Here is a 15,051-nt window from a genome sequence, read left to right on the forward strand (position 1 = left end):
TGAACGCCGTTCACTTTTCTGCCCTCTCGCTGCCCCGTCAAGGACAATCCGGGCAACGCAAAACGCCGCGCCGGAAGCTCCGGCGCGGCGTAATGCATGTGCAGTCCCGAAAAGGGGCTGAGCCTAGCGGCGGGCCGTTGCCGTGCGCGGCAGCAGACCTTCGCGCTGGGCGCGCTTGCGGGCCAGCTTGCGGGCGCGGCGGATAGCCTCCGCCTTCTGGCGAGCGCGCTTTTCAGACGGCTTTTCGTAATGGTTGCGGCGCTTCATCTCGCGGAAAGTGCCTTCCCGCTGCATTTTCTTTTTCAATGCCTTGAGCGCTTGCTCGACATTGTTATCGCGCACGACGATCTGAACGATGACTTACTCTCCCAGGTCCTGCAACGGGTCCGGTCTGGCCGGTCACCCAGAATTCTAACACGAAAAAGGCGCAACAGAGCGGTTCTGGATCGCCTGTTCCGCCAGAAACTTTGCGATGAGGCGCGGGTGTTACCAGAGCCGGGGCCTTGTGTCCATACGCATCGCGGCATGCTGACGCGATGACGCGCACACAAATTCACACTAGATTACCGCCATGAGCACATCAAACGCCTCTGACCGCCCCAATCGTTCCCGCGCTGATGCGGCCCGCGCCCGCCTGCTGGACGCTGCCCTGCCCCACGTTCCCTTTGAGGGCTGGTCAGGATCGCTCCTGCGCATGGCTGCGCGCGATGCCGGGATCAGCGATGACGAGGTAGCGCTCTACTGCCCGGAAGGTGTCATCAGCCTGATCGTGTTCTGGTGGCGCGAGATGGATGAGCAGGCGCGCGACGCCATAACAGCGGGAGAATCACCGGCGAAAATCCGCGAGCGTATCCGCCGCGCGGTCGTGCTCCGCCTCGAAGCTGGCAAAGGCCATGAAGATGCACTGTCGCGCGCCCGCGCCCGCCTGCTGCTGCCCGACGGGATTGCTACTGGCGCAGAGCTCGCCTGGAACACGTCCGACATGATCTGGCGGGCGATTGGCGACACCTCGACCGATGCCAACTGGTATTCCAAGCGGGCGATCCTGACCGGCGTGTGGACGTCCAGCCTCGCCATCTGGCTCTCAGAGAGTGACCCGGAAAAGCCCGAAACGCTCGCCTTCCTCGACCGGCGCATCGCCAATGTGATGGAGTTTGAAAAGGTGAAGGCGAAACTGAACAAGCAGCTTGCCGGCCTGCCGGACTTTGCCGCCATGGCGGCGAAAATGCGCTACGGGACGCGGTAACCGTCACATGTTCTGAACTCCCGGCGCGCAGCGCCGCAAGCGCGAACGCGCGCCCGCGACTTTTCGCGGAACATCGCAACGCGGACGCGTTGCGCAAACTAAAAGTATGATCACCGCGCAGCGGGTTTCCTCCCCCGTTTACGGGGGAGGTGTCTGGCTTGCCAGACGGAGGGGGGGAGCTTGTTTCGATAATCCCCCCCTCGGCCCTTCGGGCCACTCCCCCCGTGAACGGGGGGAGAAACCATGGGTGACGCTTACTTCTTCTTGCCTCCATCGGGCGTGTATTTATTGACCTTCTCACGCACCACTACCGCCCCGGCGATGACAATCACGGCCTCACCCAGCGGCGGCTCTGAATAGCGCGCGGCCAGCTCGATGAGCGTGCCGCGATGCACGCGCTCGAACGCCTTGGTCAGCTCAAACGCCACCGCGCCCTGCCGCTCGCCCAGCACTTCGGCCGCATCGGCGAGCGTCTCGGAGAGGCGCTGCGCGCTTTCCATGATGATGAGGGTGGCCGGATCGGCCTTGAACGGCTCCAGCCAGCGCTGGCGCTTGCCGCTCTTGCGCGGGGCGAACCCTAAAAAGGTGAAGCGATCGGTCGGCAGGCCCGATACTGCGACCGCGGTGAGCACCGAGGATGGGCCGGGCACGGCGCTGACCTCAAAACCGGCCTCGATGACCGCGCGCACCACCCGGTAGCCGGGATCGGAGATGGCGGGCATGCCGGCATCACTGACCAGCGCCACGCTCTCGCCCTGCTGCAGCAATTTGACGATACCGCCCGCGCTGCTCTGCTCGTTATGGTCATGGCAGGCGATCAGGCGCGGCGGGGTGATGCCCGCCAGATCCAGCAGGCGCCGCGTAGTGCGGGTATCCTCGCAGGCAATGACGCTGACCTCTGACAGTATGCGCGCCGCGCGGGGCGGCAGATCTTCCAGATTGCCGATAGGCGTACCCACCAGCCAGAGCCGGGGGCCGTCATAGGGCGTTTCAAGATTGGCGCTCATGGCGATGTTCTAGCGCGTGCAGCGCTGCGCGCCAGCCCTCAGCTCTCCGGCATGCGCACGCGCACCCGTGTGCGGGCGCTGCGCCCGGCCTCGTCCACTACCGTCAGCTCGTAAAAGCCCGGCCCTTGCGGCTGCCACAGGGATTGCCCGCCTGCATCGAGCGCCACCGGCACGCCGCGCTGATACCAGCGCAACGCACCCTGCCCACGCGCCGACAGGGCAAATCCGCGTCCGGGCTCATCAGCCCACACTTCCGCGCCATCGGGCGGAAAAACGATGTCAGGGCCGGATACACCCCGCTCAAAGCGCGCCAGCGGCCCTGTGGCGTTGCTGGCTACAAGACTGTCTGTGCGTGACGCGATACCGGAAGGATCGCGCCGGGCGATCACGTCGAAAATGTCAAACAGGGCTGGCAGGGCAGCGTGCCGCCCGGTCTCGCCGGGGCGCGGCGCGCCATCGGCCCGGCCTACCCAGACCACGACCGCATAATTGCCCGAAACGCCCGCCGCCCAGGCATCGCGAAAGCCGTAGGAGGTGCCGGTCTTGTAGGCGATGGCGGGCGCGCCGCTGGTCAGGCGAGCGGGCATACGGCCCGGCGGGGCGGGCGAGCGCTGCAGCACATCGACAAGCGTGGCAGCGGCCAAGCGATCCAGCAGGCGGAAGCCCCGGCTTTGCCGATTGGCCGCAGCCGCCTGCGGCGTCCAGGCGAGCGGCAGTGCCTCACCGCCGGCGCCCAGCGCGGCGAACATCACCGCGATTTCCTCTGCCGTGATGCCAAGACCGCCGAGCGCGATGGCGAGCCCCGCATCACCCTCACTGGAGCGCGGCACAATGGCCCGCCCGCCCGCAAAGCTCATGGCGGCGAGAAAGCGGTTGGCTCCGACCGCATCGAGCACTTGCACGGCAGGCACGTTGAGCGAATGCTGCAGCGCCTCGGCAATCGTCACATCGCCCCGGAAGCTGCGGTCGAAATTCTCAGGGTTGTAGTCGGCAAAGCGGCGCGGCAGATCGGCAATGCGCGTGCCGGGGCCGGCAAGGCCGTCCTCGAAGGCCAGGCCATAAATGAAGGGTTTGAGCACGGAGCCCGGTGAGCGCGCACGCCGCGTCAGATCAATCCAGCCGCCCGGCCTGCGGCGCCCGGCAGACCCCACCGCCGCGCGCACTTCGCGCCCGTCCAGCGAGACGATCAGGGCGGAGGCCTGCACATCGGGTCCGGCCTCATTCGCCAGCGTCTCCAGACGCGTCTCCAGCGCGCTCTGAAGCCGGATATCGAGCGTGGAGCGTATCTCGCCGCCTGCACGGGCAAGGTGCTGCGAGGCATGCCAGGCGCGCGCCGGGAAGGCACGCCGGGAGGGTGCCGGTTCTTCTGCCGCATCAGCCGCGCGGTCCGCACTGATCAGGCCTGCGCGCTCCATGCGCGCCAGCAGGCGCGCCCGGGAGGCCATCGCCGCATCGGGACGCAGATCGGGACGGCGCGCTTCGGGCGCCTGCGGCAGGGCAATCAGAAGCGCGATTTCATCAGGGGTGAGCACGTCCGGCTCATGTCCGAACCAGGCCCAGCTGGCCGCCCTTACGCCTTCCAGATTGCCGCCATAGGGCGCGAGCGTCAGCCAGGCTTGCAGGATTTCATGCTTGGAATAGCGCCGCTCCAGCTGGATGGCGCGCACCATCTCGATCAGTTTGGCACCAATCGTCCGGCGCGGCCGCGGCTCCAGCAGGCGGGCCGTCTGCATGGTGATCGTCGACCCGCCCGACACGATCCGCCCGGCGCTGACAAGCGAGGTGACCGCACGCGCCATCGCCAGCGGGTCGACGCCGTGATGGGAATGGAAGCGCTGGTCCTCGATCTCGATCAGGGCGGCGCGAAACGCCGGATCGACGGCTTCAGGATCAACCGGCAGACGCCAGCGTCCGTCTTCGACCGGGAAGGCACGCAAGGCCCGCCCCTCCCGGTCGGTCACCAGCGCGGAAACCTCCGGCATGGGCGGTGGCGGCAGGGCATGATCCAGCCCCGCGAGCAATACGCCAGCAGCGAGGAGCGAGGCGAGCGGCACGCTCGCCCGCCTTGCCCAAAGTGCCAGCCAGCCGGACATTAGGGGCGGATCGTGACCTGCCCGGCCTCGGAGCGGGCAAACACGTCCGGCCGGTACATGTCTTCGACCACCGTGCCGGGCTGGACAAACTGCCCCGGCGTGACGGCGCGGACCATATAGGCCACCCGCACCGCATCGCGCCCGCGCGTATTGATGGCCGCGATAAAGCGGTCATCACGCGCCTCGGCCACTTGAGTGGAAGCCAGATCACCCAGGAAGGCATAAGGCCCGGTCTCGCCCGCATCGCCTGCGCGCAGAATGCCCTCGATCTCGAAGCCTGCAGGCAGGAGATCGGCCACGATCAGCGGCATGGCGCGGGTCTGCTCAGGCTTGATGGTCAGGCTGACAATGATCTGGTCACCGCGCCTGATGGCTGCTGTGTCGACAGCATTGCCGCGCCGGTCGGTCAGGGAGCGCTCAACACTGACGCCTTCGGAGGCCGTGTCAGGCGCTTCCACCGGCACACCGCGCGCAAACGCCGTCACCCAGACCGGCTGCTGGCCGCTATTGGTCAACTCCCGGCCTTCAGCCAGATCATCGGCATCCAGCGTGACGGATTGACCTTCCAGCGCCGCGCCGCCCCACTCCAGAGACAGGCTTTGCGCATCCCCGGCAAAGGCCCGCGCGGCCATCAGCACATGGGCCTGTTCCTGCGTGGTCATGCGCGAAGCTTCGGGCAGGTCACGCGCCAGCCGGGCCAGCAGACCCTCCACGCGGTCTTCAATGCCTGCCTCGGCCACCAGAGCGGTCACACCGGCCAGATCACGCACCGGCGTCTGGTACCAGTCACCAGCATTATTGTAGCCGAGCACGGAGATCGCGCTGTCAAACGCGCTCACCGCACGGGCACGGTCACCAATGGCGGCCAGCCCGGCCCCGATATGGGCGCGCGCCAGCGGGCTTTCGATCCGGCCGAGCATTTCATCGTGCAGATAGCGAAGCCGCGCCCGGTCGCCCCGGCCCGCACGGGCCAGAAGGTAGGAGGCATAGGCGCTGCTGCGATGATTGATGCGATCTTGCGTATCGCGGCTCCAGCGCGGATCGGGTGCGCTGGTGTCATAGCCATAGGCTTGCCACAGATCACCGCGCGCCACCGGCACCAGCGCATCAAGCGCGCGTGTCAGCGCCGCACGCGGCACGCTGTAACCGGCTTCTGCAGCCCGCATCAGGAAGTCGGTGGCGTAGGCACCCAGCCATGGCGATGCCGCACCATCACCGATGCGCCACAGGCCGATAGCACCATCCTCGCTCTGGCGTGCCAGCACCGATTCAATCGCGCGGCGCACGATATCGTCTGCGTCCGCGGGCGCATCCGCGCCTGACAGCCCGGCCATCTGCCCGGCATAGAGCAGCGGCAAGGCCCGGCTCACCGCCTGTTCGGTACAGCCATAGGGATAGCCCGACAGGGCCTCGTAGATCGCGGCCACATCGATGGGCGTTGCGGCGACAGAGAGACGCAAAGCCCCGCTGCCCGGCGCGAACGCGCCAAGCGCATCGGCTGGCGGCTGCCAGGTTTCGCCCGGCCGCAGGGTGCGCCGCGTGATCGATGTCATCGGCAGGAAGGCTGAACGCACCTCAATCGGATACTCATGCACGACCGCTTCGCCGTCCGGCCCGGTGACCGAGAGTGACAGCTCTGCAATCCCCGGCGAAGCGGCAGAGAGCGCCACGGCGCGGTCGGTGCGCTGACCCGCAGGCAGGCTTTGCGTGAAGGCGGCGTCAGCAAAGCTGACAGGCCCGTCCGCTTCCAGAGCCACCGCATAATCGCCCGGCGCGCCATCGATATTGTCCATGGTCAGCGTGGCCGAGGCCGTATCGCCCGGTGCCAGGAAGCGCGGCAGGATCAGCTCTGATGGCACATCATCGCGCACGGTCAGGGGCTGGCTCGCCGAGCCAATCCCCCGATCCGACCAGGCCACCGCCATCAGGCGCAGCTCGCCATTGAAGTCCGGAATGTCGAAGCTCACTTGCGCCCGGCCCCGATTGTCAAAACTCACCGGGCCGGAGAACAGGGCGACGGTGCGGGTCGGTACCACGGACAGACCCGCAGCCCCGATCTCGTCACCGCCAGAGCGTACCGGTGCCGCCGGTCCCTGATTGGGGTCCAGCAGGCGGCCATAATCATCGAGCAGGTCAACGCCGAGGCGCGCCTTGCCGAAGAACCAGCTTTCCGGGTCCGGCGAGGCAAAGCCCGTCAGCAGCAATATGCCCTCATCGACAGCGGCCACCGTCACATAAGCCTGTTCGCGGGCGGGGCCATCGCTGGCGGTAATCGTGAAATCAAAACGCTCGCGCGGATTGATGCGTTCAGGCGCATCCAGTGTCAGCTCGAATGTGCGGTCCTCGACATTGACCGGCACGTGCAGCACGCCTACCGCGCGGCGCGGGGTGGGACGTGTCACGGCATCACGCGGGGTGAAGACCGAGACCATCACATAGGCGCCTGCGCCCCAGTCGGCGGTGACGGGCAATTCCACTTCGGTAGCACCCTCACCCACTTCCAGCGTGCGCGAGAGAATGACCCGGTCGGTCGCGACCACCAGCTCTGCCTGCCCTGCATAGGGGGCGAAGATGGAAACCTGCGCTGTCTCGCCGGTTTGCGGCGCCGCAGACGGGCCGGACAGGCGCACGCGGTCAGGGGCCGCCTCGCCATCTTCAGGGCGTCCGCCATAGCCCGACCAGAAGCCATAGCTTGCCAGATCCTCGCCATCAGCCGAGACGATGAGGGTGTAGTCGCCCCAGTCGAGCGAAGGCGTTTCAACACTGGCCGGGTTCTCGCCATCAAGGCGCACAAGACCGGACTCGATCGGTACGACGCGCTGCGAACGCCGCCAGCGCCAGTCGCCATTATCGGTGCGGTACCAGTCATACTGCCAGTCAGTGCGGATCAGGCGCCAGTCCGCTTCCATGGCCAGCGCCGCGCCGTCTGCGCCGACACCGATCACGGAGAGGCGTGTGGCCTGGCCACGGCGCACGGTGTCGTCATCGCCTGCCATGCGGATACCGACATAGCGGTCGCGCGGGCGGTAGGGGATGCGCACATCATCACTGACGGCACGCCCGCCGGGCTCTTCCACGGTGATGATCGCGCGCGCGCGCAGGGGCAGCGAGGAATCGCGCCCTGCCCGGCCCGGCGCAACCGGCATGGCCGCATTGCCCTGCCCGTCCGTCATGGTGTCGGGCAGGTCGATTACCTCCTCGGCAAAGCGCTCATCGTGCTTGCCAAAGCGGAAGCCGGAAAACTCCGGGAAGGGATTGGGATCAGGCTGGATGCGGGCCGTACCGCGAAGCTGCAGGCCAGCCCCCGGCGCGCCATAGAGAAAGCGCGTGAAGGTTTCCACCATGCGCGTCTGACCGGCACGGATCGGCGTTTCTGTGTCGGCGGTCAGCGTCAGCGCGACGCGTTGCGGCACGAAGTCCTCAACCGACAGGCTCTGGCTCGCCACTTCACCCACACCGTCCACGCTGATGCTAAGGCGCCAGCGGCCACGGGCCGCTTCGCGCGGCAGCTCAAAGTCATGGAAGATCGCACCGGCCTGCGCGGCGCGCTCAAAACGCACCTCCTCATGGGCGAGGCCATTGGGCGCATAAAGAGCGATGGTGCCCGGCCGGTCAGAGAGCGCCCGGCCTTCGCTATCGCGGATCATGGCCGAGGCGTGAATGGTCTCGCCGGGCCGGTAAATGCCCCGGTCCAGCCAGATAAAGCCATCCGCGCCCTCGGCGCGGTTACGCCCGCCAACCGGCTGGGCAGAGAGATCGACCGGCGCGCGAGCCAGATCCAGCACCGCAAAATCACCCTCCGGCCCATAGGCCATCAACAGGCGCGGCGCATCGCCGTCACGGCCCGATATCAGCGCTTCGCCAAAGCGCACCCGCCCGCGCTCATCGCTACGCGCAGTTGCCAGCACTTCATTGGAGCGGGCAATCAGCTGCACCTCCACGCCGGCCTGCGGCCGGGCGGTCTGAAGCGAGCGGACTATCGCATCAATCCCGTCGCGCCCGCGATAGGCGGTAAAGGCCAGGTCCGTCACGATCAGCCAGCGCGCCGCGCGGGCATATTCACCATAGCGGTCGGTATCGATTTCGGCGAGATTTTCCGCGCGCAGGAAATACGCGCCAGGGCGCAGATTGCCGATGGTTTCAGCCAGCGGAAACACCGTGGTCGTCATCGCATTGGCGTTACCTGGCGTATCCATTTCGCCCTGCCAGACCGGCGATCCGGCGTCGCCAGGCTGTTCTTCTGAACCCAGCCAGTACCAGTCGCCAGACGCGGCATTGAACCCGGAAATGATCTGGCGGAAGGCAAGCGCCCGGTCGGTCACGCGCGTCACCGTCACGCGCACGGCGTCGACATTGACGGTCTCGATGGCTACGCCGTCCGCGTCCACACGCGGCAGGATCACGCCGGTGCCGGCAAAGCCGACATAGGCCGGGCGCGAGGCAAAGCTCAGCGTATCTCTCTCTTCGCTCTCAAGGCGGCGCCCGTCAGCGGACGGCAGACCTTCGCGCAAGATGAGGTTACGCGTCTGACCGAAGCCAAGCCCGCCAATGCACAGGCGCTGGCCATCCACATTGAGGGCGACCGGTTCATCAACCTCTACATAGGCGCTGTAATCGGTATCGGGATCGAGCGGGCCGGAGAAGGTCAGGCACAGGCGCGGCGCATCACCATCGATATCGGCCGCATAGCGCAGATACTCGAAGCGGTCAGAGACGTCCGGTGTGGCGCGCGGCGCGTCGGCAGAGCGTGCCTCAAGGCGCGGGCCTTCATCACGCGCCGCCGGGGCCGGATCATCGCCGCACCCGGCCAGAACCATCGCGCCCGCCATGCCGGCCAGCAGTGCAACGCGCCTCAGGGACGCTGAACCCATCCGGAAACAGTCTTCGGCAAACATCCCCATGACCTGTCCTCCCTGCCTGCCCGTATGCGGCCTGTGCACTTTTGCACGCCGGCGAAGTGAATTCACCCCTTCGGGGCAATTTTTCCAAGGCGGTCAGAGCCGGCGGAACGCCGCTCAGCCCGACGCGATTTCGTCAGTCAGTGGCAGCACATAGCCCTTCAGGCGCTGTGTCTCGATCAGGTCCTCACCCACCACCGCGCGGATCGAACGGCGTAGCCGGGCCACCGCCACATCGATGACATTGATCTGCGGCGGCAAGTTGGGAAAGTCGGTCCAGACTTCCGCCCAAAGCGTGTCACGGCTGACGGGCGTGCCTGCGCGCTCGGCCAGCAGTTTCAATATGTTGAACTCCTGCGGAGACAGCGGAATATGCGCGCCATTCCAGTGGGCGGTGCGCGCCTTCACCCTGACCTCCAGCCCGCCCAGCACGATCACTTCGGGGTTGGCGACAAAACCTGCCCGCCGCGCCAGCGATTTGAGGCGCGCGCGCAGCTCAGCGGCATCAAAGGGCTTGCCCAGATAGTCATCGGCGCCAGCCTCCAGCCCTTCAACGCGCTGATGAGCCTGGCCAAGGCTCGACAAGACAAGGGCGGGCGCAACAACGCCCATATCGCGCAAGCGTGCCAGCAGCTGAAGCCCGTCCGCGCCGTCGGTCTCGATCACCCTGTCCACAATCAGCACGTCAATCGCGCTGGCGGCGGCGCGGGCCAGCGCCTCACGGCCGGTTGCCACCCGTTCCAGCGTCCAGTCCGGCTCGCTGGCGACAGCCTCACCGGCCTTGTCGGCCCAGACATCCTCATCCTCGACCATGAATATGTGCATGCTTAATTTCCCCCTTGCTGGCCAACCCGGCCAGCCCCTTGTCAGAACGGTCCGCCCGCCGCGTCGGCGAATGCGGCATGATCGGGTGCCCGCGCCGCCATGCCCTCATCGAGTGTCAGGGCAATATAGCGGGGCGTAGTGTCGCCGCCACGCAATACCCGCAAGGCGACCTCCCGCCGGGCCAGATGCAGGCGCGCCTCGGCCTCGTCCGGGTCGGACAGGTCAATCGCACCGATGGCCAGCACGCTGTCGCCCTGACGCAAACCCGCCAGCGCCGCCGGACTGCCCGGCGCCACCGATGCCACCGCAACCCCCGCCGCTTCGCTGGCGGCAAAGCTGAGCCCGTAGCCGCGGCGGCTGACGGGCTCGAAGCTCAGTTCCCGGCTCACCGCCTGGCCCTCATCGCCGGGCCGGATTTCCAGCCCGGTCTCGACACGGAACCGGGCCTGACCGTCATGGAGGCTAAGGGAAACCGTATTGCCCGGACGGGCCAGCAGCAGCGCGCGGGCAAGATCACGCGGGACCGACAGCTCGATACCGTTCACCGCCAGCAGCATCTGGCCTGCCCGGATGCCGGCATCGGCGGCAGGGGAGTGCGGATCCACCGCCTCTATCAGCAGGCCACCCCCGCTGGGGCGGCCCATGGCGCTCGCCAGAGCCCCGTGCAAGGCCCGCACCGTCAGCCCCAGATAGCCGCGCTCGACACGTCCGTTTTCCAGTAGTGCATCACCGACCTGACGGGCGATATCAGCGGGTATGGCCAGCGATATGCCGACATTGAAGAACGCCTCCTGCGGGATGGCGGTGTTGACGCCCACCACCCGCCCCGACGCATCGATCAGCGGGCCGCCGGAATTGCCGGGATTGAGCGCGGCATCGTGCTGGATATAGCCAACCGGGTCTGCGCCGTCATAGGCACGGGCGAACCCGCCAACCACGCCGGAGCTGACCGACAGGTGAAAGTCCAGCGGAGACCCGACCGCCAGCACCGGCGCGCCAATCCTGAGCGCGCCATCATCACCCCACTCCAGTACCGGCAGGTCTGCCTGCACCCGCAGCAGGGCGAGATCGGTCAGCGGGTCGGTACCAATCAGCTCTGCGCCTACGCGCCGCCCATTGGCCAGACGTGCCTCTACCCGGCGCGCGCCTGAAATGACGTGAAAATTGGTCAGGACATACCCGCCCTGCGCTATCGCGAAGCCGGAGCCGGAGCGCCACGACCAGCCCTCCTGATCGTCCGTACTGTTGCGCGCGCCCTCGCCCTCGCTTCCCGCCATCACCATCACAGGCTGGCTCACCGCCCGCTCGGCATACACGGTGACAACAGAGCGGGTAATGATCTCGGCATCGGCGCGGGCGGGCGGGCCTGACATACCGGAACCTGCAGCAGCGGGAAGCGGCGCGGCGCGCTCCGGCTGGTGGCCTGCCGCAAGCTGCGCGGCCGCAAGAAGCGCGGTGATGACCGCCGCCGCGATCAGGGCGCGCGTACCGGTATAGGGCATGAAAACGGCTCCAGCATTTCCTCCCTGGAACGCTAGATCAGGCCGAGCCCGGCGCACTACTGACAAGCCCTGTCAGAATGAGAGCCGCCGGACGGGCAGGCTTTCCTGACAAAGACGGACAGTCTCGTTTTGGCGCTTTTCCGGCTGTCAGCATTGGGTTACGGCTAGATCAGACAGCAGGAGAGATGCCCACAAGCGGGGGCCTGACAACACTCACACCTGTTGGCGAAAGCGGGACATTGTTTTTACAGGAGTAGATGAAATGAAACTGTCTTCTTTGCTTGCTGCAACTGCAGCCATCGCCCTTACCGGCTCGGTCATCGCTCAGGAAGTTGACGAGACCGGCACCAATTTTGCCGAAGACCAGCGCAGCGAGGAAACCACCGGCGTCGAACTGCTGGCCCTGTCGCAGGAGCTTTATGCCTACGGCCTGGACGCACGTGATCCGCTGGCGGTTATCGTGGCGGCCCGTATCCGCCAGGGTATCGACGTGGAAGAACGCGAATACGAGATCGCCGAACAGGGCGGTGAGCCCGAAGAGGCGGAGATCGAATTTGCCTCCGCTGCCGACATGCTGGACGAGGCCCGCGTGCTGGCGCGCGGTGACGAGGCGCTGGGCGGCCTTATCGAGGAAGTCGAAGCGGACGCCGCACGTGGCCGCGTAGGTGGTCCGGGCCGGGCAACCGGCTGGGTCGGCGCGCGCAGCGTGACGAGCTACAATATCACCTTCCGCGGCGGCGAGCGCGCGGCGGTCTGGGCCAATGGTCCGGGGCGCACCGATCTCGACATGTATGTCTATGACAGCAACGGCAATCTGATCTGCCGCCATATCGACTATTCCGACCGGATGTCCTGCTTCTGGACGCCGCGCTGGACCGGCAATTTCCGCGTCGAGATCCGCAATCTGGGCGGTGTGGGCGTCAGCTACAACATGGTCACGAACTAGGCGGCCACCGGCTTTCCGGACGCTCCCGCCGGAAACCGGACAAGCGGGCGGTGCAATGGCGGCAAGCCATGCACCGCCCGTGCGCCGTTTTCGCGAGAGTCCGGTCAATAATGACTGTCAGGCTTTGTCAGAAAACACAGGCTCGCGGCCTGGCGCGCGCACGCGGTAAGCTTGCAGCATATGGTTGCAGCCGGGGAGGGTGCGATGCGTGATCTGGTCTGTTCTGCCTTCATGGTGCTCGCTGCGGCCTGCCTGACCGCAGGGGCAAGCGCCGACATGCCTCAGCGCCATGCCCTGCTGATCGGTGCGTCTGGCTATGACGAGGAGCGTATCGGGCCGGGCGTGGAGCTGCTGGGTCCGCGCAATGACGTGGCGCTGATGATCCGCGCGCTGCGCGCCTATGACGTGCCGGACGCCAACATGCTGGTGCTGGCCGACGGGCTCGACCAGACCGGCATTGATTTTACCGCCCATGGCGACCCCAACCGCAGAGAAATCCTGGCTGCCTTCTCCGCCATGCTGGAGCGCGCCCGGCCCGGCGACGAGATATTGATCTATTTTTCCGGCCATGGCTCGCGCCAGCCCCAGCCCGAAGGCGCGCCCGTGCCGGAGGCCAACGGGTTTGACGAGATATTCCTGCCGCTGGATATCGGTTCGTGGGAGGGCGCGCACGGCGACCGCCAGGCGGGCGTGCAAAATGCCCTCATCGATGACGAGATCGGTGAATTCCTTGATGGTCTGAGAGACCGCAATGTCTTTGTCTGGCTGATTGTGGACACCTGCCATTCAGGCGGTGCCAATCGTGGCGCAGGGCCGGGCGGCGAGTTCCGGACCCGCGCGGTGACCGAGGACATGCTGGGCATTCCGCTGGAGGCGCGCACAGCCGCTGAACAGCGCGCGCAGGTTACGCGCTCAGGCGCATCTTCACCGCGTCCGGACTCTGCCATAGCGCTGGGTGAAGGCGGGTTTGTCGCCTTCTATGCCGCCCATTCCGGCCAGCTGGCGCTGGAAGGACTGATGCCGAAAGTGGGCGCTGCGGACGCGCGCGACAATTTCGGGGTGATGACCTTCCACATCGCCAACGGCCTGCTGGCAGGCGGCGTCGCAAGCTATCGCGATCTCGCCTACCGGGTGCTCTCCGGCTATAATGACTGGGGCAGCCGCGCGCCTGCGCCCCTGTTCGAGGGTGATCTGGACCGCGCGCTTTTAGGGCAGGGCGGAGCGGTCCGCTCGCCGCAATGGCACGCCCGCTTCCTCGCCCGCGATACCACCGAGATTGAAGCCGGCTTCCTTGAAGGCGTCGGCGAGGGCGCGGTGTTCGAGATCATCGTGCGCGATCCTGACACGCAAGGCCCGCACCCCGCCTTCCCCGGCCCGTATTATGTCGAGGCTGTGGAGGTGGGCCAGACGGCCACCCGCGCCGTCCTGACCGCATTTGACGGCAATGAGGCGGCCCGCGCCCTGCCGGGCCGTACCGCCTATATGACGGCCCGGCTGGCCGATCCGGGGGTGCGCCTCGCGCTGTCGGTTATCGCCGAGCCGGCCAGCGGCGAGATGAATGCCCGCGAGCAACTGGCCATGGAGGCGCTCTCCCGGCTGGCGCAGGCCAATCCGGAAACGCTGATTGCGCCGATTGATTTTCGTCAGCCCGGCGAACCGGCCGATGTACGCATCCGCGTGCAGGATGACGCCATCTGGCTTCTTCGCGGCGAGCCGGACATCATTGCGACCGGACGGAACCGTTCCGCGCGCATTCTGCTCGACGACGCGTCGAGCGCTGACGCGCTGATGAGCCAGATCGAGGGCGAGCTGCACAAGCTCACGCGGGTGCGCAATATCCTCAACGCCGCGAGCGCACTGCAAGGGTCACGAGGGCTGGAAAACCTGCAATATGAAGCCTTTGTCTGGCAGGCCACGCCGCCGCGCCTGACAGCCGATGCCCGCGCGCCTGATGACTGGGCCTGCTCCCTGCCCGATCCGTCTGCCATCCCGGCTGATGCGGTATCCTTTGAAGAGCTTGGCACCAGTGATCTCAATGCGCTGGAGCTAAGCCATTGCGATATCGTCTATATCCGCCTGACGAATACGGGCGACCGGGCGATTGATGTCACCCCGCTCTATATCGACAGCCAGGCCGGCATTCACCGCCTGCCCTTCCTCGGTGCCAGCACGTCGACGCGCATCGAGCCCGGCGAGCAGCCACGCATTGTCTGGGCCGGGCTTCGCACGTTTGACTGGACGAGCGGCTATCCGGCCAGCGCCGGGCTGGAGCGTCTGCTCCTGCTGGCGGTGGAGCGCGCGCCGGGCGCGGCGATCCCGATGGATTTCAGCTTTCTCACGCAAGCCAGCCTCACCCGCTCCGCCGACGGCATTGCCAGTGATGCCGAGCGTTCGCCGCTGGGCCAGCTGATGAGCATGGCCGCCTATGGCGGATCGGTAACGCGCAGTGCGCGCACCCGCCCCACACTGGATGCGCAGGCCGAGACGGTCCTCTTCCAGTGGCGGCTGATACCGCCGGGCGCGGAGGGCTAGGG

The 15,051-nt window shown here is 66.7% G+C and carries 9 protein-coding genes; 3 read left to right on the forward strand and 6 right to left on the reverse strand.

Features of this window, described 5'->3' with window-relative positions:
• Positions 1-123: 123 nt before the first annotated feature.
• Positions 124-357 (reverse strand): 30S ribosomal protein S21, encoded by a 234-nt coding sequence (gene rpsU / locus AB6B38_RS09400; RefSeq protein ID WP_036514953.1) that lies wholly within the window; start codon positions 355-357, stop codon positions 124-126.
• Positions 358-571: 214 nt separating this feature from the next.
• Between rpsU and AB6B38_RS09405 the strand changes: the two genes are divergently transcribed.
• A complete protein-coding gene (locus AB6B38_RS09405; RefSeq protein WP_371392596.1) occupies positions 572-1,246 on the forward strand; it encodes a COQ9 family protein in 675 nt (224 codons plus the stop codon).
• A gap of 254 nt (positions 1,247-1,500) precedes the next feature.
• On the opposite strand, the gene rsmI is transcribed toward AB6B38_RS09405, so the two are convergent.
• From rsmI to AB6B38_RS09430, 5 genes are all read right to left on the reverse strand, one after another.
• Positions 1,501-2,253 (reverse strand): 16S rRNA (cytidine(1402)-2'-O)-methyltransferase, encoded by a 753-nt coding sequence (gene rsmI, locus AB6B38_RS09410; protein WP_371392597.1) that lies wholly within the window; start codon positions 2,251-2,253, stop codon positions 1,501-1,503.
• A 38-nt stretch (positions 2,254-2,291) separates the two neighbouring features.
• Positions 2,292-4,346 carry a penicillin-binding protein 1C gene (gene pbpC, locus AB6B38_RS09415; protein ID WP_371392598.1) on the reverse strand — a complete coding sequence of 685 codons (2,055 nt, stop codon included), beginning with the start codon at positions 4,344-4,346 and terminating at the stop codon, positions 2,292-2,294.
• Positions 4,346-9,247: an alpha-2-macroglobulin gene (locus AB6B38_RS09420; RefSeq protein ID WP_371392599.1), complete on the reverse strand. Its 4,902-nt coding sequence runs from the start codon at positions 9,245-9,247 to the stop codon at positions 4,346-4,348. Before AB6B38_RS09420 ends, pbpC begins: the two co-directional genes overlap by 1 nt.
• A gap of 114 nt (positions 9,248-9,361) precedes the next feature.
• Positions 9,362-10,069, reverse strand: coding sequence for a response regulator transcription factor (locus AB6B38_RS09425; RefSeq protein WP_371392600.1), 708 nt, complete (start codon positions 10,067-10,069; stop codon positions 9,362-9,364).
• Between the two features lie 41 nt (positions 10,070-10,110).
• Positions 10,111-11,571: a trypsin-like peptidase domain-containing protein gene (locus tag AB6B38_RS09430; RefSeq protein ID WP_371392601.1), complete on the reverse strand. Its 1,461-nt coding sequence runs from the start codon at positions 11,569-11,571 to the stop codon at positions 10,111-10,113.
• Positions 11,572-11,833: 262 nt separating this feature from the next.
• Between AB6B38_RS09430 and AB6B38_RS09435 the strand changes: the two genes are divergently transcribed.
• A complete protein-coding gene (locus AB6B38_RS09435) occupies positions 11,834-12,517 on the forward strand; it encodes a hypothetical protein (RefSeq protein ID WP_371392602.1) in 684 nt (227 codons plus the stop codon).
• Positions 12,518-12,721: 204 nt separating this feature from the next.
• Positions 12,722-15,049: a caspase family protein gene (locus tag AB6B38_RS09440; RefSeq protein WP_371392603.1), complete on the forward strand. Its 2,328-nt coding sequence runs from the start codon at positions 12,722-12,724 to the stop codon at positions 15,047-15,049.
• Positions 15,050-15,051: the final 2 nt, after the last annotated feature.

Source organism: Glycocaulis abyssi (assembly GCF_041429775.1).
Lineage (GTDB): Bacteria > Pseudomonadota > Alphaproteobacteria > Caulobacterales > Maricaulaceae > Glycocaulis > Glycocaulis abyssi.

What these genes read in the sequence shown, in the direction of transcription:
- AB6B38_RS09405 (WP_371392596.1), top strand. Translation starts at nt 572, where the DNA reads ATGAGCACATCAAACGCCTCTGACCGCCCCAATCGTTCCCGCGCTGAT.
- rsmI (WP_371392597.1), bottom strand. Translation starts at nt 2,253, where the DNA reads ATGAGCGCCAATCTTGAAACGCCCTATGACGGCCCCCGGCTCTGGCTG.
- pbpC (WP_371392598.1), bottom strand. Translation starts at nt 4,346, where the DNA reads ATGTCCGGCTGGCTGGCACTTTGGGCAAGGCGGGCGAGCGTGCCGCTC.
- AB6B38_RS09420 (WP_371392599.1), bottom strand. Translation starts at nt 9,247, where the DNA reads ATGGGGATGTTTGCCGAAGACTGTTTCCGGATGGGTTCAGCGTCCCTG.
- AB6B38_RS09425 (WP_371392600.1), bottom strand. Translation starts at nt 10,069, where the DNA reads ATGCACATATTCATGGTCGAGGATGAGGATGTCTGGGCCGACAAGGCC.
- AB6B38_RS09430 (WP_371392601.1), bottom strand. Translation starts at nt 11,571, where the DNA reads ATGCCCTATACCGGTACGCGCGCCCTGATCGCGGCGGCGGTCATCACC.
- AB6B38_RS09435 (WP_371392602.1), top strand. Translation starts at nt 11,834, where the DNA reads ATGAAACTGTCTTCTTTGCTTGCTGCAACTGCAGCCATCGCCCTTACC.
- AB6B38_RS09440 (WP_371392603.1), top strand. Translation starts at nt 12,722, where the DNA reads ATGCGTGATCTGGTCTGTTCTGCCTTCATGGTGCTCGCTGCGGCCTGC.